The organism is Microbacterium sp. ProA8, from assembly GCF_039905635.1.
Taxonomy (GTDB): domain Bacteria; phylum Actinomycetota; class Actinomycetes; order Actinomycetales; family Microbacteriaceae; genus Microbacterium; species Microbacterium chionoecetis.
In genome coordinates this window covers 3,726,634-3,745,016 of record NZ_CP157000.1, presented here as the reverse complement: position 1 = coordinate 3,745,016, position 18,383 = coordinate 3,726,634, and the positions used below count along the sequence as shown (strand labels likewise).

Genomic DNA, 18,383 nt, shown 5'->3' with positions numbered 1-18,383 from the left:
TCCTTCGCCCGCTACAGGAGGGGTTCGATCGCGGAGCAGGTCGACTCGAGGACGGCGGGGATGTCCGCGTCCGCCACCCACAGGTCGTCGAGCGAGGCGCGGACCTGCTGCCCGATCTCGGCCGAGTCCGTGTGGCTGGGGCGCACCTGCCCGTTCTCGATGCCGGGCACGACGACCGACTCGATCTGCTCCTCGCTCAGGAGCGGGTTGGCGGCGGCGAGCGTCTCGGCGTTCAGCAGCGACGTGCGAGGGGGCGGGAAGTAGGCGGCCAGCTTCTCGGCGTTCTCGGGGTTGGTGAAGAAGGCGAGGAACTCCGCGGCGGCCTGCGTGTTGTCACCCTGGCTCATCACACCGATACCCGCCTGGCCTGTGACGGCGTACTCGCCCACGGGACCTTCCGGGAGCGGCAGCAGGTTCCACGCGAAGCCGCCCTCAGCGAGCAGGTTCGCCCGTGAGATCTGCGTCACGGTGAAGGCGGCCTCTCCGGCGAAGAAGTCCGCCGTCGTGCCGGGGCCCGGCATCGACTGCGAGGTGAAGGCCGCGCCGTGCAGGAACTCGAACGCTTCCACCATCTCGTCGTCCGCGAACGTGCACGTCGCACCGTCTTCGGTCCAGGGCGCAGCGCCCCAGCCGTTCCAGACGGTGCTGAGGTAGTCCCAGTTCAGGTAGTCGAAGTCGCGCACGACGAAGCCGGCCTTTCCGGTGGCCTCGCGCACGGCCGCACCGATGGCATCGACGTCCTCCCACGTCCACGAGCCGTCGGCGAGGAGCTGGGCGGATGCCGGCTGCCCGGCCTGGGCCAGCAGATCATCGTTGGCGAACACGACGAACGGCGACGTGCTGAACGGGTAGGCGAGCAGCTCGCCCTCGCTCTCCCACAGCGCGGTGGCGCTCGGGGCGAGGTCGTCGAACTCGTAGCCCTCGGTCGACTCGAGGACCTCGTCCAGCGGCACCAGCGCCCCGCTCGAGACGAAGTCCGGTGCCGCGTTCTCGAGGATCCACGCCAGGTCTGGTGCGTTGCCGCCGGCCAGCTGCGTCGTGACCGTCGAGGTGTAGTCGTCGAACGGCAGCGGATCGAACGTGATGGACGCGATCTCCGGATGGTCGGCCATGTACTCGTCGGCGATCGAGTCGAACAGGGCGAGGTGATCCTCGTTAGAGGTCCACACGGTCATGCGCAGATCGATGTCTTCTGCGGGTTCTGCATCGGGGGCAGGGCCGCCCGCGCAGGCGGTGGCGACGAACGCTGTCGCCGCGAGCAGGGCGGCGGCGGTCAGCGGCTTTGCTGATCTCATTCGGATTCTCCTAGTAGCCGGTGACGTCGGGCCAGTGGAGCTCGACGCCGGTGTCAGTGAGCAGGGACTGGAACTCCTGCAGGAGCGCAGGAGTGTTCCGCACCGCACGGGGGGTGGTCGTGCGATGCAGGCTGAAGGCGGCGAGCGACCCGGCGGCCTCGCCGATGTTCCACTCCACGGGGTGGAGCCGGAGTGCGCCGTTGGTGATGTGCGTGGTGCCGGCGTTCTTGCCGGCGGGCAGCAGGTTCTCGAGCCGCCGCGGGATCAGGATGCCCAGCGGGATCTCGAAGGGCGCGCTGGCCACGTCGAGGTAGTTGTCTCCGCCGGTCGAGGGGTGGAGATCGATCCGGTACATGCCGACGCCGACGGACTCCGGGGTCGTGAAGGGCCGCCCGTGACCGCGGAGTGCGATCGAGAGGTCGTGCTCGGTCACGCGCTGCTCCGTGAGCAGCCGGCGCGACTCCCGGATGTAGGGAGCCATCGCAAGTCCGTCAGGACCCTCGGTGACGTCGCCGCGCAGCCGCAGTCCGGGAAAGCCGGTGCCGCCGTCGGGCCGGGGAGCCTCGGTCTGCAGCCAGTAGAGCATCGACAGGGACTGCTGGCGTGCCCGGCTCTTGTGCCGTTCGGCCTCCTCGGTCGAGACATCCACCAGTGTGCCGCCGAGGTAGTCGATCATCGGCCAGTTCACGAGCACGAGGTCGCTGGGGAACGCGCCCGGTGTGAAGTTGTCGCGCGCGAGGATGCGGCGGAAGGTCCACAGCTCGCGATCGCCGGGATCCTTGCCCTGATCCGCCAGGACGGCCGGTCGAGCGGCGTGAGGGGTGAAGGTGCGCGTGAGCGTCTCGAGGGTGCGGGGGTCGGGCCCCGTGAGGGACAGCATCGGCGCTCCCCAATACGACGGCTGCTGGGTGCGCCACATGTCGTATTCGGCCGGGCGATCGATGGTGTGGTCCCCGTCCACGTGGTCGACGACGAAGCACCAGCTGAACGCCTGCTGGTTTGCCGGCTGCGGCTCGTCGGGTGCGCTGGGTTCGCCGGTATCCGACCGTCCCTCGAATCCGGTGGCGTACTCGGCGCCGGTGAGGGGGAGCAGATCGCCGAGCTCTGTGGCGTCGATGACGTAATCCGCCGCCACCACGACCTCGGAGCCGTCATCGAGACGCCGGAGGGTCACGGCCCGGACGCGGTCGCCGTCGACGTCGGCGGCGACGGCGACCGCGGGCTGGATGAGGGTGAGCCGCCCGGCCGCCCGGTGCGGGGCGAGCAGCGCCTCGATGACGGCGACACCGGCGCGGGGCTCGGCGCACAGCCGGCTGACCATGCCCTGGCCGGGGTTGAGTGTGGGGTCGGCCATGGCCCGGGCGGTGAGGGGGTACCAGCGCCGGTAGTGGTCACGGATGCCGTCGCGCACCCGCCGGTACCGGGCTGTGGCTCCGAACTGCTCGATCCAGCTGTGCTCGTCCATCGGCACCGCCTGGCTGGTGAGCTGTCCGCCGAGCCACCGGTACTCCTCGCTGAGCACCACCTGCCGGCCGGCATCGAGTGCCGCCAGTGCCGCGGCGACGCCGCCGAGGCCACCTCCGACGATGAGGATCTCGGTGCGAAGTTCGGTCATCGGGTGGTCTCCTGAGCGGTGCGGGGGCGGGCGAGGGTGGCTCCGTCGGTGACGGTGCAGTCGAGGGTGATGCGCAGTTCCGACGCGTCGACCTCGGCGGACGGATCGAGGATGCGCGACAGCAGGGTCAGGGCCTCCGAGCCGAGCCGTGTGCGCGGAGGGCTGAGTCGTGTGAAGTCGAGGTCGCTCTCGGATGAGCGCGAGGGATCGGCCAGCGCGACGATCGAGAGATCGTCGGGGACCGACAGGCCGTCCCGGACGATGTGCGGGAACATCCCGATCGCATAGGTCGGGTTCTCGACGAAGAGCACCGTCGCACCCGAGGCGCGCACCTGCCGCCAGTCAGCCGCGGCATCCTCCCCAGCGCTCGCGATGAACGTGGTCGCGTCGTCGGCCGCGATGCCCCTGCGCTCGAGCTCGGCGCGGAAGCCGCGTTGACGGTCGAGCACCGACTCGCCTCGGCTGTCGGGATGGACATATGCGAAGCGGCGGTGTCCGAGTTCGATGGCACGAGCGGCGAGCGCCGCTGTGCCCGTCACATAGTCGGCGGCGACATAGGGCACGCCCTCCGCCTCGCGACGGCCGATGGCCACGAAGGGGAACCCGCTCGCGACGAGCCGCTCGAGCTCTTCGGTGTCCATCTCCTGTCCGAGCAGCAGGCAGCCGTCAGCCAGTCGCAGACGGTTGTTCTCATGGAACAGGCGACGCCGGGAACCCTCGACCGGCGCGCTCGTGAACAGCAGCAGGTCGCAGCCGAGCACCTCGGCCTCGGACTCGATCCCCGTCAGCAGAGCCGCGTAGAAGTCGAGGCTGGCGCTCGGAAACGCCGGCTCGTAGGTGAACACGCCGATGATCTTGTTCCCCACGCCGGCCAGCCGCCGGGCGGCGGGGTCGGGGACATAAGTCGTGCTGTTGATGACGTCCAGCACGCGACGGCGCGTCTCTTCCGGGATGCGCGTCGACGCATCGGCCTTTCCGTTCAGCACGAGCGAGACCGTCGCCTGGCTGACGCCGGCGAGCTCGGCGATGCGCCGCTGGGTGATGCGCCCGTGCGCGCTCGGTGGTGTCGTCATCGATCTTCCTCTGGTGAGACGGCGTCCTCGCCGTACCTGCCTGACCCTCGGTGCGAGAAATCTCTAGCCGAAGCGGGTTATACGCATTAGCATAGCGAACCGTCGGTGGTAATGCGCATTAGCAGGTGCCGCCGAGTATACGCACAGACCGCAGGGACGTGTCAAAACGGGCACGGCGACGGCGGTGACGCATCAAGGGAGATACGGATGAGAACAACCGCGAGACGCCGCTCGAGCGTCATCGCCGCGCTGGCGACAGCGACGGCAGCCCTCGTGGTCGGGGCGCTGGTGGCCCCGTCCGCTTACGCGGCACCGGCGGGGCCGAGCGCACCCGCAGCTGCGAACGGGATGGTGTCGACGGCAGTGGCGCCGCCGCCCGAGGGCTGGCCGGAATTCGGCTACCAGGGCGTCATCACCGACAAATCCCAGATGGACTACAACCCGACGAACGAGTACATCTTCCCGAGCGTCTTCCACGCCGGAGCGCACTTCGAGAACCCCCTCGGCGAGTGGTACCTGTACACGGCACCGCACGATTCGCCCGCGGGCGTGCTCCTGATGTACGCCGACAGCCTCGAGGGCCCGTGGATCGAATACGGGTCGAACCCGATCATCGCGAGCGAGTGGCTGCCTCACTACGACGTGAGCCACACCTCCAGTCCGGACGCGATCTGGAACGAGGAGGCCGGGAAGATGTTCATGTACTTCCACGGCGAGAACTCGGTCACCCGGTATGCCACGTCGGATGACGGCATCCATTTCGAGTACGGCGACATCGTGGTCTCGAATGCCATGGGGGGACCGAACGTCACCGAGACGAGCTACGCCAGGGTCTTCGAGCACCCGGACCCCGCCTCGGGCTTCGCGTACGGCATGTTCTACATGGGCAACGAGCGTGACAACATCCGGCGCATCCGCCTCGCTGAGTCCGTCGACGGGATCACCTGGACCGTTGACCCCGACTACGTCGTAGCCCCTGGCCCGGAGGAGGGTCAGAACGTCTCCGCCGGCAATCTCTGGGAGTGGAACGGTCAGCTGTACGTGGTGTACCACGCGTCGAGCGGCAAGAGCTACGCGCGCACGATCGACAAGACACTCCGTGACGTCGGCGAGGTGCCGATCGTCCTTCACCAGGCGAGCGGTCTCGGCGCGGATGTGGGCCGCGTGGCGTCCCCCGAGATCGTGACGCATCAGGACGAGACGTACCTGTTCTACGAGTCGGGTGACCGCCTGGGCGCGACGATCGCATGGGCCAAGGACGGCGCCGAGCCGGTCGTGGAGGTCCCCGGAGAGTTCCCGGTCGATCCTGAGAACCCGGTGTTCGAGACGTGCGCGGCGGAGGGCTCGGACGAATTCCAGGGCGGCCTGGGAGATGTGTGGGACCGCGTGGTGCGTGAGCAGTCGGCGCGTCACGCCGTGGTGGACGGAAAGCTCGCCATCCCGACCTACTCCGGCGGGGTGGCCGCGGCGCCGCTGCTCCAGCAGGAGCTTCCAGAAGGTCCGTGGCAGCTCACTGCCCCCGTCGAGATCGACCCCACCCAGCCGTTCCAGCAGGCCGGCCTGCTGCTGTACGCGACCGACACCCACTACGCCAAGTTCGATCTCGGACGAGCGACACCCGGCCGCACGGTCGAGTTCGTGTACCACCGCAACGGATCCAACCGCCAGGACTCCTCCCCGCCCGCGGTGGCGGGCGCGACCAAGATCTGGCTGCGTCTGACGAGCGACGGCACGCAGATCACGGCGTCGGTGTCGTACGACGGCGCAGCCTTCTCGGCGTTCGGTCGTCCGATCCTGGTGGCTGATGCGCCCTTCACGCACGTCGGACCGTTCGCCTTCCGCGGGTCGACCGCCGCCGCGGAGATCACCGGAGCGTTCGACTGGTTCCGCTGGTCACCCACGCCGGACGAGTACGAGGAATGCCTGGCCCAGGAACCCCCGCTCCCGCCCGACACCGAGACGGCTCCGCCGGCTCCCGGCGTGCTGTCGTCGACGAGCGGATGGGCGCACGGGCTGCATGACGGGAACTTCGAACTCCGCTGGAACATGTGGTGGGGTCCGAACGCGGCTCGGCTCAAGGTCTACGAGAACGGCGCGCTGATCCACACGGCAGACCTGGCCGCCGCCGGACCGGCGGCGCAGTCCGTGGTGGTGCCCCTCGCGGGACGGGGGAACGGCGAGTACGTCTACACCGCCGAAGCGATCAACTCGCAGGGCGTGACCAGTCCGTCGCCGCTCACTGTGAAGGTGACGGATGCCGCACCCGGCGTCCCGCGTCTCTCGGCCGCCAACCGTGACGGCGACGGCACGTTCACCGTCACCGCGAACCTGTGGTGGGGCACCAACGCGAGCGCATGGCGCCTGTTCGAGAACGACGCCGAGGTCGCCTCCGGCTCCCTCTTGCCGGCGAGCCCGGCTGCGCAACGCGTCGACGTGCCTCTCGAGGGACGCGCGGCCGGCGAGCACCGCTACGTCGTCGAGTTCTCGAACCCCGCCGGTGCGACGCGCAGCGAGGTGCTGGTGATCCGGGTCGACGGCGAGTGAGCCGTCTGGGTGCGGACCGCGGGCGGGAGCGCGTCCGCACCCACGTCTCCCCGGGGGTCAGTCCTGCGGCACGGCGGCCGCGAACCCGGCACCGTCACGCGGGCGACGCATCAGGCCGGCGGCGCGGTCGACGCGCGCACGATCAGCCGGGGATCGACCTGAAGCTGCAAAGGCGGCTCGGCCGTGCCATGGTCGATCAGATCCAGCAGCATGCGCACCGCGTGCGCCCCCACCCGGCGTCGGTCCGGCGCGACAGCGGTGATCGGAGGGTCGGCGTGCGCCGACACGTCGTCGTCGTAGGCGACGATCGACAGCTTCTCAGGCACGGAGAGTCCGCGGCTGCGGGCATTCTGCACCAGCCCGAAGAGCGAATTCTCGTCGCCGTGGCTGAACACCGCGGTGGCACCGAGCCTCTCCACCGTGTCGAGCACCACATCCGCGCTCCCACGCTCCCACGTCGGGCCGGCTCCCAGCTCCCGCGGTCCGAGGATGACGCTCTCAGGATCGAACCCCAGTCGCTCGACCGCATCGCGCCAGCCGCGTCGCACGAACTCGGCGCTCTGCGAACTGCCGCGGCTGACCATGACGAGCCGGCGATGGCCGAGTTCGCGCAGGTGCCTGAGCGCGCTGACGACGCCGCGCTCGTGCGCCGAACGGACCGAGGAGACGATCGCGAGCCCGCCGCCCGGAGTCTCGCGTTCGACGAACACGACGGGGACGCTCAGCGCGGACGTGAAGGCGGCGAACTCCGGAGCTTCCTCGAGCTCCGACACCGTCGGAACCCACAGCAGCCCGTCGACGCCTGCCTCCACCAGCTCCTCGATCAGTCGATACTCGACCTCGAGGTCGTACTCCGAGATGACCAGCTTGAACTCGCCGACCCCTTCGAGAGCATCGCCGATGCCGTCGACGACATAGCGGTAGTAGTACGACGTCGGGACGACGACGCCGATCGTCGCCGACGATGTGCGGGGCGGTGGGGCATGTCCGGCCGGGAGCATCGCTCCGCCACGCACTTTGTCGAGGGCCTTCTCGGCGACGAGGGTGTCGAGATCCCGCCGCACCGTCACGTGCGAGACGCCGAGGTCCGCTGTCAGCCGCGAGATGCTGACGGCGCCGTCCTGTTGCGCGAGCTCGAGGATGCGCGCGCGTCGTTCCGCTGCGAGCATGTCGCCCCTCCCGTCGCCATAGCCACGCTCAGACTAACGTTCCTCACGAGAACTCACAGGATTCTCGAGATCGCTCAGGATCGATCATGCGATGTGGCTGAGGCTCCGTCGGTCGACACGGTGAAGCGGTGGCTGGGATTCGCTGATCCGCCGCAGCTCCTCCAGCACGGCATCGGCGAGCCGGTGGGTCTCGGCATGCATGGCGCCCGCGATGTGCGGCGTGAGCACCACGCCGGGGGTCGAGAAGAGCGGCGAGTCGGCAGGGAGCGGCTCCGGCTCGGTGACGTCGAGGATGGCACGAAGCGTGCCCTCCCGACAGCGGGCGATGAGGGCCTCCCCGTCGACGAGGGAGCCGCGCGCCGTGTTGATGAGGACGCTGTCCTGCCGCAGCAGGGCCAGACGCCGCGCATCGATGAGATGCCGCGTCTCGGGGAGCTCGGGTGCGTGGATCGTCACGATGTCGCTCTGCGCCATGAGATCGTCCAGCCCTGTGAGCTGCGCGCCCGCGAGTGCGGCACCCCGCGCATCTTGCAGGGGGTCTGCGGCGAGCACCCGGAAATCGAAGGGACGCAGCAACTCGGCCACGCGCCTGCCCACCCGCGAGAGTCCCACGATGCCGACCGTGCCTCCGAATCCCAGGGCGGGCGGAAGGTCATGTCGCCACGTACCCGCGACATCACGCGTGCGGGCATAGCCGTCGATGTATGCCGGAACCCGCTTGGCCTCCAGCAGGATCGTGGCCACCGTGTACTCCGCCACCGGTATCGCGTTCGCGTCCGCGGCGCTGGTGACCAGCACGCCGGCGTCCCAGAAGGCCTGGCTGATCTGACCCTTCACGGATCCTCCGGCGTGCAGGACCGCGCGGAGGTGCGGAGCGGTCGCCAGCAGCATCGGTCCGAGCCGCGGCCCGCCCCACCCGGTGATGAGCACTTCGACGTCGCGCAGGCGGGCGAGCACGTCCGGCGACGTCAGGTCGTCGACGCGGACCGGGTCGTCGATCCGCGAGAGCTCGCGCAGCGCCGCCAGCCGCGGTGGGTCGAACAGGTCCGCGAATGCGGAGGCGCCCATCGCAACGAGCGCTGCGGGGCGGCTGGGGGACATCGATGCCATGCCGAGATCACATCACAATCAACCCGTACTTCACAACTTTTAAAGTTGGAGTTAAGAAAATGAGAGAAATGCTTGCGTAACGCAAAGTCAGCACACATACTGGCCACGACGCACGACGGAGTGTGACCGGATCCTCTGATCCCGCCGTCCGCGAAACCGCGGCACCGCCGCACCTGTCCCTATCGGAGGAAACATGCACCAGCGAACGCGCCGGCTCCTCGCCGCGCTCATCACTGTTCCGCTGCTCGCAGGCACAGCGGCCTGCAGCAGCACGTCGGGCGGCGACCCCGATCCGACCACGGCCGGTGAGCCCGAGGACGTGACGATCACGATCATGGGCAAGCCGGCGGCGACGAACACCGCGGCGCTCGCCCTCTTCGAGCGCCAGGTCGAGGAGTTCGAAGAGGCGAACCCCCACATCACCATCGAAGCGTCCGATGTGCCGTGGGATGCGAAGACCTTCGCCACGCGGCTCGCGGGCGGCAGCGCGCCGACGCTGCTTCGTGTGCCCCTCACCGAGCCCCCGGCGCTCATCGAACGAGGGCAGGTCGCAGACCTGGCCGACGTCACCGACGAAATCGAGGGCTTCGACGAGCTGAACCCCCGGGTGATGCAGTTCCTCGAGCGGGACGGCGCCGTCTACGGCATCCCGGAGAAGAGCTATGCGTTCGGCCTCGTCTACAACCGTGATCTCTTCGAGCAGGCGGGACTGGACCCGGATTCTCCGCCGACCACCTGGGACGAGGTACGCGAGTATGCCGCGCAGATCTCGGAGAAGACCGGCAAGACCGGCTTCGGCGAGATCAGCACCAACAACAGCGGGGGCTGGCACCTGACCGGCTACACGTACACCAACGGCGGTTCGATGATCGAGCAGGGCGCGGATGGCACGTGGTCGGCGTCCTTCGATGACGATCCCGCGAGCGACGTGCTGGAGCTGTGGAAGCAGATGCGGTGGGAGGATGACTCGCTCGGAGACAACGTCCTGGGCAAGCAGGAGGATCTCGTCGCCGACTTCACGGCCGGGAACGTCGGCATGTGGGTGTCCGCACCGCCGGACGTGTACCCCAACTACATCGCGCAGGGCGGGGATCCGGACGCGTTCGGAGCCGGGCCCATGCCGCAGGGCGGCGCGGACGCCACTCTGGCAGGTGCCACGGTGCTCATGGTGAGCGCCACCGCCACCCAGGCTCAGAAGGAGGCCGCTGTGAAGTGGATCGAGTTCCGGGCACTCCGTCCGAACTACGACTTCGATGTGGCCGCCGAGATCGCCGAGGCGTCGGCTGCCGATGGGTTGCCCGTCGGCGTACCGGTGCTGCCGATCTTCAGTGACGAGACCTATGCGGCCTATCGGGACGCGATCGATGAGTTCGTGAATGTCCCCGTCGAGAACTTCGCACCGTACGTCGCGTCGCTCTCGGAGTTCGAGTACGTGCCCGAGCCGGTGGTGGCGTCGCAGGAGATCTACGCGGCGCTCGACCCGGTGGTCCAGGCGGTCCTCACGGATCCGAACGCGGACATCGACGCCCTTCTCGCCGACGCTGAGAGCCGGGTCGAGACGATCCTCGCCCAGCACGCGCAATGACGGTCGCTCCCGAGCGCCTGGGCGGCACGGTCACGCACCGTGCCGCCCCGGCGGGCCGCCCGGCGCGCCGGCCTCCACGCCGAACGATGTCGATGCGTCACCGCGCAGCCTGGGCCGGGCTGATCTTCCTGCTGCCGGCGCTCGTCGTGTTCGCCTACTTCGCGTGGTGGCCGATCGCGCAGAGCGTGCTGCTGGCATTCCAGCAGACCAATCTCGTCACCCCCGCCGAGTGGGTCGGCTGGCGCAACTTCGAGGTCCTGTTCGCCGACCCCCTCCTGCCCACGGCTGCGCTGAACACCCTGTGGTTCACCGTGCTCTCGCTGGCGATCGGGCTGCCGATCCCGCTCCTCTGCGCGGTGCTCATGTCGGAGCTGCGCCGTGGCGGCACGGTGGCGCGCGTGCTGGCCTACCTTCCCGTCGTCATCCCGCCGGTCGTGGCCGTGCTGTTGTTCAAGGTGTTCTTCGCGCCCGGAGAGTCGGGCGTCGCCAACAGCCTCCTCGCGGTGGTCGGACTCGGGCCCCTGCCGTGGCTGCAATCCGCAGAACTCGCGATGCCGAGCCTGGTCATCGTCGCGACGTGGTCGGGCGCCGGCACCGCCATCCTCATCTATCTCGCCGCCCTCACCGGCGTGAGCACCGAGCTCTACGAAGCTGCCGAGCTCGACGGCGCATCGGTATGGCGGCGGGTCTGGCACGTCACCCTGCCGCAGATGCGCGGCGTCATCCTGATCCTGCTTCTGCTGCAGATCATCGGCGCCATCCAGGTGTTCACGGAGCCCTACGTCATGACCGACGGCGGACCGGCGAACGCCACCGTCACGGTGATGCTCATGATCTACCGTTACGCGTTCCTGTTCGGCAATTACGGCGTCGCGACCGCGTTGAGCGTCCTGCTGGCGATCGTCCTGGTGCTCGTGTCGGCCGTCTACCTTCGCCTCACCCGATCCTGGAGCACCCGATGACCGCGCCGACCCTCACCGCCCGCCGACGGCGGACACGTGGCGAGCCCCGTGACCGCGGCATCCTCTCAGCCCATGACTGGCGCCGCCCCGCCGTCGGGACCGGATGGCGACTGGTGCACATCCTCCTGTTCGCCGGGCTGATCGGCTTCGGGGCGATCCCGCTGGTGTGGATGCTGCGCGCGGCGATCTCCACGACCAGCGATCTGGTGAATCGGCCGCTGAGCCTCATTCCCGAACCGGCGCTGTGGGAGAACATCCCCACGGCGTGGAACCTGCTCGACATCGGCCAGTACCTCGGCAACACCGTGGTGCTCGTGCTCGGCTCGTGGGTCGTCCAGCTCGTCGTGTCGACCACCGCCGGGTTCGCCCTCGCGGTGATTCGGCCCTGGTACGGCCGGTTCGTCTACGGCGCGTTCCTGGTCACCCTGTTCGTGCCGGCCACCGTCACGCTCATCGCGCTGTACCTGACGGTGCTCGACCTCCCGCTCCTCGGCTTCGGCATCACCGATACACCCTGGGCGGTCTGGCTCCCCGCAGGCGCGAACGCGTTCACGATCCTTCTCGTCAAGCAGTTCTTCGAGGAGATCCCGCGGGAGCTCTTCGAGGCCGCGCAGATCGACGGCGCCGGCTGGTTCACCGTCTTCTGGCGGATCGTCCTGCCGATGTCACGGCCGATCATCGCCGTGGTCTCGCTGTTGTCGATCATGTCGGCATGGAAGGAGTTCCTCTGGCCGCTGATCGTCCTGACGGACCCGGAAACCCAGCCCTTGGCGGTCGCGCTGCCGCGCTTGGCGCAGGCGACGAACCCCGCGTATCTGATCTCGGGGCTGCTCATCGCCAGCATCCCGCCCATCATCATCTTCCTGATCTTCCAGCGGTCGATCGTCCGGGGGATCGGCTTCACCGGTCTCAAGGGCTGAGGCCCGTGCCGCCCCTCGCCCCCGCAGAAAGGACCTCCGTGCCCGTGCCCGCGCCCGTCCCCACGACCACCCCGATCCCCGCAGCGACCCCCTGGCGAGACCTCAACGGCAACGGCGTGCTGGATCCGTACGAAGACCCTCGGCTCGATCCGGCCGCACGGACGGCCGACCTCCTCGGCCGTCTCTCCATCGAGGAGAAGGTGGGCCTGATGTTCCACACGGTCATCGAGAGCGGACCGAACGGGACGCTCCTGGATGCCCCGGGCGCATTGAGCAAGTCCTCGACGCGCACCGTCGTGCTCGAGAAGCATCTCAACCATTTCAACGTCCACGCCCTGGGAGCGGGCCGGGATGCCGCACGGTGGGCGAACGCCCTCCAGCGGCTTGCGGAGCAGACGCCCCACGGCATCCCGGTCACGATCAGCACCGACCCGCGTCACGCGTTCGTCGAGAATGCCGGCACGTCCTTCACCGCCGGCGCCTTCTCCCAGTGGCCGGAGCCGCTCGGTCTCGCCGGACTCGACGACGACGACATCCGGGCGTTCGCCGACGTCGCACGCCGGGAGTACCTCGCCGTCGGCATCCGGATGGCGCTTCATCCGCAGGTCGATCTCGCCACCGAGCCGCGTTGGGGGCGACAGCTGCACACGTTCGGGGCCGATCCGGAACGGACCACCCGGGCGCTCAGCGCCTACATCGAGGGGTTCCAGGGGACCGAGATCGATGAGTCATCGGTGGCATGCGTGACCAAGCACTTCCCCGGAGCAGGCCCCCAGCAGAACGGCGAGGACGCGCACTTCCCGTACGGAAGGGAGCAGGTCTACCCCGGCGGTGCCTTCGACCTGCACCTCGCACCCTTCCGCGCGGCCGTGGCGTGCGGCACCGCTGGGATGATGCCGTACTACGGCATGCCGGTCGGTCTCGAGCTCGAGGGCCGGCCGGTGCCGGCGGTCGGCTTCGGCTTCAACCGTCGCATCGTCACCGGTCTGCTGCGCGAGCAGCTCGGGTTCGACGGTCTCGTGGTGACGGACTGGGAGCTGGTCAACGACAACGTCGCCCACGGGCAGGCGCTGCCCGCGAAGGCGTGGGGCGTCGAGCATCTCGGCCCGGCCGAGCGGATGCTGGCGATCCTGGATGCCGGATGCGACCAGTTCGGCGGCGAGGAATGCGTCGAGATCCTGTGCGAGCTCGTCCGCGACGGTCGCGTGCCGGAGGCGCGCATCGATGAGTCCGCCCGTCGGATCCTCGAGCTCAAGTTCCGCCTCGGGCTGTTCGACGATCCCTTCGTGGACGAAGAAGAGGCCGAGCGGATCGTCGGCAACGCCGACTTCCGCGCCCTCGGATTCCGGGCGCAGGGCGAATCGCTCGCCGTCCTTCAGGACGAGGGGTCGATGCTGCCCCTCTCGGCGGACGCGCGTGTGTATGTCGAGGGGTTGTCGCACGCGGCGGCGGCGGCGCTCGGAACGGTCGTCGATCATCCGGGGGACGCCGACATCGCTGTGGTGCGACTCGCCGCACCGTATGAGCCGCGCGACGATCTGCTCTTCGAATCGCTGTTCCATCAAGGCTCGCTGGAGTTCCGCCCGGGACTGGTCGCGCGACTCGCCGCCATCGCCGCCGAGGTGCCCCTGGTGATCGACGTGTCGCTGGAGCGCCCGGCGATCCTCGAACCCATGGCCCGGATCGCACGCGTTCTCACGGCGAGCTTCGGCACCGGCGACGAGGCGTTCGTCGCGGCGCTCAGCGGCGTCATCCGCCCTCGGGGCAGCCTGCCGTTCGAGATTCCGCGCTCGATGGAGGCCGTGCGTCGATCGCGCGAAGACGTGCCGCATGACACCGTGGATCCGCTCTTCGCGTTCGGCCACCGCGTCGTTCCGGCTGCGGTCACGCGATGAGGCGTGGGGGGTGGCGGACGGAGCCGGACCGCGTGGCCGAGCGGCTCGACAGGCTGGTCGGCGAGTCGTTGACGGCGGCCGTCCACACGCGGACCGCGCCGCTCGAGCTCCTCGCGTGGGAGGCGCCGGGAGAGCCCGTCCCGTTCGCCGACGCGGCGCGTCAGCGGTACGCGCCGATCGCGGTGGGGGAGCCGTGGGGACGACCATGGAGCACCCTGTGGCTGCGCGTGCGCGGCACCCTGCCGGGCGAGTGGCCACGGGACGCCCGGCATCGCCCCGAGGTCGTCGTCGATCTGGGCTTCGACGGGCTCATGCCGGGGTTCCAGGCGGAGGGTCTCGCCTTCCGGCCAGACGGCACCGTCGTGAAGGCGGTGTCGCCCCGGAACTCGCATCTGCCGGTCGTGGGTGCAGAGATCGACTACTTCCTCGAGCTCGCGGGGAATCCCGGCATCCCGCCGGAATCGCACTGGCGATCGACGCGCCTCGGCGACAGGGCGACGGCCGGCGTCGAGCCGCTGTACCGGCTCCGCCGGCTGGAGATCGCGCTCGTCGACGTCGGCGTGTGGGAGCTTCTGCAGGACATCGAGGTCGTCCGCGGGCTCGCGGAGCAGCTGCCGGCGGACGGTCCGCGCGCCCTCCAGCTGTGGAGCGCGCTCGACCGGATGATGGACGCGATCGATCCGGACGACGTGAGCGGCACCGTGCTCCTCGCCCGACGCGCCCTCGCGCCGGCGCTGGCGGCTCCGGCCGCGGCCAGCGCCCACACGGTACTGGCGACCGGTCACGCGCACATCGACACCGCGTGGCTGTGGCCGGTGCGCGAGACCGTCCGCAAATGCGCCAGAACGTTCTCGAACGCGCTCGCACTGATGGACGAGCATCCGGACTTCCGCTTCGCGTGCTCTTCGGCGCAGCAGCTCGCGTGGGTCAAGGAGTCGTACCCGGAGCTGTTCGCACGCATTCGCGAGAAGGTGGCGTCGGGCCAGTTCGTGCCGGTCGGCAGCCAGTGGGTCGAGCCCGACACGAACATGCCCGGAAGCGAAGCCACGGTGCGGCAGCTCGTGCACGGCAAGCGCTTCTTCCTCGAGGAGTTCGGTCTCGAGACGCGTGAGGTATGGCTGCCCGACACGTTCGGCTACTCGGCAGCGCTCCCGCAGATCATGAAGCTCGCCGGCGTCGACTGGTTCATGACGCAGAAGATCTCGTGGAACCAGACCAACGCCATGCCGCACCACACCCTCGCCTGGGAGGGCATCGACGGCACTCGGATCTTCGCGCACTTCCCGCCGATCGAGACCTACAACGCCGAGCTGTCCGCGGCGGAACTGGCACACGCCGAGCGCACTTATCGCGACCACGACGCGGGCACGGTCTCGCTCGCGCCGTTCGGCTGGGGCGACGGTGGCGGCGGGCCCACACGCGAGATGCTCGCGGCTGCCCGCCGGCAGGCGGACCTGGAGGGCTCTCCCCGCGTGCGCCTCGGAAGCCCTGGCGACTTCTACACCGCTGCCATTCAGGAGGTGGACGAACTCCCGGTCTGGCGCGGCGAGATGTACCTCGAACTCCACCGCGGCACACTGACGAGTCAGTTGCGCACGAAGCAGGGCAACCGCCGCTGCGAGGAGCTGCTCCATGAGGCGGAGCTGTGGGCGACCACCGCCGCCGTTCAGGCGGGGGCCGGCTATCCCTACGACGCGCTCGACCGCCTGTGGAAGCGGGTGCTGATGCTGCAGTTCCACGACATCCTGCCGGGCAGTTCGATCTCTTGGGTGCACCGTGAGGCCGAGGCCGACCACGCGGCCATGGGACGAGAGCTCGAGGGCATGGTGGCGGCGAGCCTGGACGCTCTCGGCGTCCCGGGTGAGGACACGCCGCTGCTGCACGCGAACGCCAGTGCCGTCTGGCTGGCCGGTGTGCCGCCGCACACGGTCGCCGCATCACCCCGCGTGGCCGAGGCGGCACGGTTCGAGGAGACCGCCGACGGGTGGGTGCTCACGAACGGCATCGTCCGGGCGGTGGTCGACAGGCGGGGACTGCTGGTGTCGCTGCAGGGGCCGGACGGGCGCGAGGCGATCCCCGCCGGCGAGGCGGCCGCCCTGTTGCGGCTGCACCGGGACGCGCCCGGCAAGTGGGACGCCTGGGACATCGAGCGCGGCGACCTCCGTCGCGCCGTCGATCTCGCCGAGCTCGAGCAGCTGGACGTCGTCACGGAGGACGGCGCGGTCGAGGTGAGATGCGTCAGGCGATTCGGATCCTCCTCCCTCACGCAGGAGCTGACACTGGCACCCGGACGGGCGGCGGTCGACATCGCCCTCGACGTGGACTGGCAGCACCGCGGGCGCCTGCTGAAGCTGATGTTCCCGCTGGATGTCCATGCCGAGGAGGCGCGGAGCGAAACCCAGTTCGGTCACCTTGCGCGGCCCACTCACACGAACACCTCGTGGGATGCCGCGCGGTTCGAGGTGTCCGGACAGCGTTGGATCCACGTCGGCGAGCCGGGCTACGGCGTCGCGATCGCCAATGACTCCACGCACGGGCACTCGGTGCATCGGCGGACGAGAACGGACGGCGGCACGACGACGACGATCGGGATGTCGATCATCAGGGGACCCCGCTTTCCGGATCCGGAAGCCGACCGTGGACGGCATCGGGTGCGGTTCTCGCTGCGCCCGGCGGCCGATATCGCCGATGCGCGCGAGGAGGGCCTGCGCCTCGCTCATCCGGTGCGTCCGGTGCGGTCGTCCCGCCCTGCGGAGGCGCTCGTCACCTGCACCGACCCGCATGTGCTCATCGAGGCGGTGAAGCTCGCCGATGATCGCAGCGGAGACGTCGTCGTGCGTCTCTACGAAGCGTCCGGGGGTCGACGGCGGACGACGGTCCGCGCTTCGTTCCGCGTCGCGGGCGTGCAGCGCACCGACCTGCTCGAGCGCCCGCTCGAACCCCCGCTCGGAGCGTCCGAGCCTTCGTCCGTCGCGCTCGAACTCCGCCCCTTCGAGATCGTCACGCTGCGGTATCGCCGCGCGCGGGTGGGAGGAGCGCCTGCGCCAGGAACGCCCGCGCCTCGTCCTGCATCGCGGCGGTGAACTCGTGCCCGGCGTCGTGCAACGCGCCGGTGTAGCGGGCACCGAGCAGGGTGCGGAGCCGGGTGTCGGCATCCGTCATCCCCTGCCGGGGGAAGAGCTCGTCGCGCTCGCCGTACTGCACGAGCACCCGGCGGCCGAGGGCCGCGATGTCGGGCAGGTCGAAGCGCGCCGCGAGACCCGGGCTGTGCAGCAGCCACGAGTGGGTGTCGAGGTAGTCCGGGATGAGCGAGGCAGAGGTCGCCATCATGCCCGCGACGACGGATGCCGCGACCCGGCCGTCGAGCGCCCCTGCGAACAGCGCCCGGCCGCCGCCGCCCGAGAAGCCCATCGCGCCGAGGCGTCCGGCATCGACGCCAGGCCAGCCCGCCAGCACGTCCAGTGCCGCCAGATCGTCGGTGGCGACGGCGCCGGCGAAGGTCGTGCCGAGTGCACCCGCGGCCTTCGCGATGCCGTACTCGTGCAGCGACGAGAGCTCGTCGAAGCGCTCGTCGGCCGACAGCGTCTCGCGGCGTTCGCGGTGCAGGGCGTCGAGTGCCGCACCCAGGCGCGCGAGCACCTCCGGCGGCGACGACAGGTCGAACGCACGACTGGCCCACGAGAACGCATCGGGCACCAGCACCGCGAAGCCGTCCCGGGCGAGGTCGTTGGCGGGAGTGCGTCCCGCGTAGCAGCGGGCGCGCAGGCGGGCCGCGGAGGGGCTGGGTGCCCGCCCCGTGTCGACGAGCTGCTCGGCTCCGGTGGACCGCACGCCGCCGTGCGCGTGGAGCGCGAGCACGCCGGGGAGATCGCCGTCGTGCTCGGCGGGTTCGAGCAGGTAGGCGCGCGTCCGTGGGCCGAAGCCGAGCCACCAGCTCAGCTCACGGCCGCGCACGCCGTCGGCGACCCACTCGCGGTCGACCTTCAGGTCGGCGGCGCTCGCCGCGCGCACGCCCAGCACCTCGCCCAGGGCGCGGCGGGCGTGGGCTCCGGTCGCGACGCCGTTCCCTGGTGAGGCGTCGAGCCCTGGCGGAGCTGTGCCGCCCTCGCCGCCGGCGTTGCGGCATCCGTCGAGACCGACCGGCACGAACGCCGAAGCGCCCGCGAGGTACGCCGGCCAGTCGGCGTATCCCGCGAGCGCTCCCGTGCTCATGGC

The 18,383-nt window shown here is 69.8% G+C and carries 12 protein-coding genes; 6 read left to right on the top strand and 6 right to left on the bottom strand.

Features of this window, described 5'->3' with window-relative positions; all coding sequences use genetic code 11:
* Positions 1 to 11: 11 nt before the first annotated feature.
* Genes ABG085_RS16805 through ABG085_RS16795 form a run of 3 tightly spaced genes read right to left on the bottom strand, consistent with a single transcriptional unit; the run spans position 12 to position 3,983 of the window.
* Positions 12 to 1,295, bottom strand: a complete 1,284-nt coding sequence (locus ABG085_RS16805; RefSeq protein ID WP_347976890.1) for a sugar ABC transporter substrate-binding protein — start codon at positions 1,293 to 1,295, stop codon at positions 12 to 14.
* Positions 1,296 to 1,305: 10 nt separating this feature from the next.
* Positions 1,306 to 2,910, bottom strand: a complete 1,605-nt coding sequence (locus tag ABG085_RS16800; protein WP_347976889.1) for an FAD-dependent oxidoreductase — start codon at positions 2,908 to 2,910, stop codon at positions 1,306 to 1,308.
* A complete protein-coding gene (locus ABG085_RS16795; protein ID WP_347976888.1) occupies positions 2,907 to 3,983 on the bottom strand; it encodes a LacI family DNA-binding transcriptional regulator in 1,077 nt (358 codons plus the stop codon). Before ABG085_RS16795 ends, ABG085_RS16800 begins: the two co-directional genes overlap by 4 nt.
* A gap of 207 nt (positions 3,984 to 4,190) precedes the next feature.
* On the opposite strand from ABG085_RS16795, the gene ABG085_RS16790 reads away from it, so the two are divergent.
* The gene (locus ABG085_RS16790; protein ID WP_347976887.1) at positions 4,191 to 6,527 is read left to right on the top strand and encodes a DUF1349 domain-containing protein; all 2,337 of its coding nucleotides are present in this window, start codon (positions 4,191 to 4,193) and stop codon (positions 6,525 to 6,527) included.
* A gap of 110 nt (positions 6,528 to 6,637) precedes the next feature.
* Here the strand turns inward: ABG085_RS16790 and ABG085_RS16785 are convergent, their stop codons facing one another.
* Together ABG085_RS16785 and ABG085_RS16780 are read right to left on the bottom strand one after the other, a co-directional pair.
* Positions 6,638 to 7,696 carry a substrate-binding domain-containing protein gene (locus ABG085_RS16785; protein ID WP_347976886.1) on the bottom strand — a complete coding sequence of 353 codons (1,059 nt, stop codon included), beginning with the start codon at positions 7,694 to 7,696 and terminating at the stop codon, positions 6,638 to 6,640.
* Positions 7,697 to 7,780: 84 nt separating this feature from the next.
* Positions 7,781 to 8,806 carry a hydroxyacid dehydrogenase gene (locus ABG085_RS16780; RefSeq protein WP_347976885.1) on the bottom strand — a complete coding sequence of 342 codons (1,026 nt, stop codon included), beginning with the start codon at positions 8,804 to 8,806 and terminating at the stop codon, positions 7,781 to 7,783.
* Positions 8,807 to 8,999: 193 nt separating this feature from the next.
* Between ABG085_RS16780 and ABG085_RS16775 the strand changes: the two genes are divergently transcribed.
* The 5 genes from ABG085_RS16775 to ABG085_RS16755 all read left to right on the top strand — a co-directional run bounded on the left by ABG085_RS16775 (position 9,000) and on the right by ABG085_RS16755 (position 17,251).
* Positions 9,000 to 10,391 (top strand): extracellular solute-binding protein, encoded by a 1,392-nt coding sequence (locus tag ABG085_RS16775; protein ID WP_347976884.1) that lies wholly within the window; start codon positions 9,000 to 9,002, stop codon positions 10,389 to 10,391.
* Positions 10,392 to 10,483: 92 nt separating this feature from the next.
* Positions 10,484 to 11,353 (top strand): sugar ABC transporter permease, encoded by an 870-nt coding sequence (locus ABG085_RS16770; RefSeq protein ID WP_347976883.1) that lies wholly within the window; start codon positions 10,484 to 10,486, stop codon positions 11,351 to 11,353.
* On the top strand, positions 11,350 to 12,273 hold the full coding sequence (locus ABG085_RS16765) for a carbohydrate ABC transporter permease (protein ID WP_347976882.1): 924 nt from the start codon (positions 11,350 to 11,352) through the stop codon (positions 12,271 to 12,273). Before ABG085_RS16770 ends, ABG085_RS16765 begins: the two co-directional genes overlap by 4 nt.
* Positions 12,274 to 12,317: 44 nt before the next feature.
* The gene (locus ABG085_RS16760; protein ID WP_347976881.1) at positions 12,318 to 14,168 is read left to right on the top strand and encodes a glycoside hydrolase family 3 N-terminal domain-containing protein; all 1,851 of its coding nucleotides are present in this window, start codon (positions 12,318 to 12,320) and stop codon (positions 14,166 to 14,168) included.
* Positions 14,165 to 17,251: a glycoside hydrolase family 38 C-terminal domain-containing protein gene (locus ABG085_RS16755; RefSeq protein ID WP_347976880.1), complete on the top strand. Its 3,087-nt coding sequence runs from the start codon at positions 14,165 to 14,167 to the stop codon at positions 17,249 to 17,251. Before ABG085_RS16760 ends, ABG085_RS16755 begins: the two co-directional genes overlap by 4 nt.
* On the opposite strand, the gene ABG085_RS16750 is transcribed toward ABG085_RS16755, so the two are convergent.
* Entirely contained in the window at positions 17,169 to 18,380 is a 1,212-nt protein-coding gene (locus ABG085_RS16750) for a dienelactone hydrolase family protein (RefSeq protein WP_347976879.1), read from the bottom strand. The genes ABG085_RS16755 and ABG085_RS16750 overlap by 83 nt on opposite strands.
* Between the last annotated feature and the right edge of the window lie 3 nt (positions 18,381 to 18,383).

Excerpts from the sequence above, each read along its gene's own strand:
- ABG085_RS16805 (WP_347976890.1), bottom strand. The coding sequence starts at position 1,295 with ATGAGATCAGCAAAGCCGCTGACCGCCGCCGCCCTGCTCGCGGCGACA.
- ABG085_RS16800 (WP_347976889.1), bottom strand. The coding sequence starts at position 2,910 with ATGACCGAACTTCGCACCGAGATCCTCATCGTCGGAGGTGGCCTCGGC.
- ABG085_RS16795 (WP_347976888.1), bottom strand. The coding sequence starts at position 3,983 with ATGACGACACCACCGAGCGCGCACGGGCGCATCACCCAGCGGCGCATC.
- ABG085_RS16790 (WP_347976887.1), top strand. The coding sequence starts at position 4,191 with ATGAGAACAACCGCGAGACGCCGCTCGAGCGTCATCGCCGCGCTGGCG.
- ABG085_RS16785 (WP_347976886.1), bottom strand. The coding sequence starts at position 7,696 with ATGCTCGCAGCGGAACGACGCGCGCGCATCCTCGAGCTCGCGCAACAG.
- ABG085_RS16780 (WP_347976885.1), bottom strand. The coding sequence starts at position 8,806 with ATGGCATCGATGTCCCCCAGCCGCCCCGCAGCGCTCGTTGCGATGGGC.
- ABG085_RS16775 (WP_347976884.1), top strand. The coding sequence starts at position 9,000 with ATGCACCAGCGAACGCGCCGGCTCCTCGCCGCGCTCATCACTGTTCCG.
- ABG085_RS16770 (WP_347976883.1), top strand. The coding sequence starts at position 10,484 with ATGCGTCACCGCGCAGCCTGGGCCGGGCTGATCTTCCTGCTGCCGGCG.
- ABG085_RS16765 (WP_347976882.1), top strand. The coding sequence starts at position 11,350 with ATGACCGCGCCGACCCTCACCGCCCGCCGACGGCGGACACGTGGCGAG.
- ABG085_RS16755 (WP_347976880.1), top strand. The coding sequence starts at position 14,165 with ATGAGGCGTGGGGGGTGGCGGACGGAGCCGGACCGCGTGGCCGAGCGG.
- ABG085_RS16750 (WP_347976879.1), bottom strand. The coding sequence starts at position 18,380 with ATGAGCACGGGAGCGCTCGCGGGATACGCCGACTGGCCGGCGTACCTC.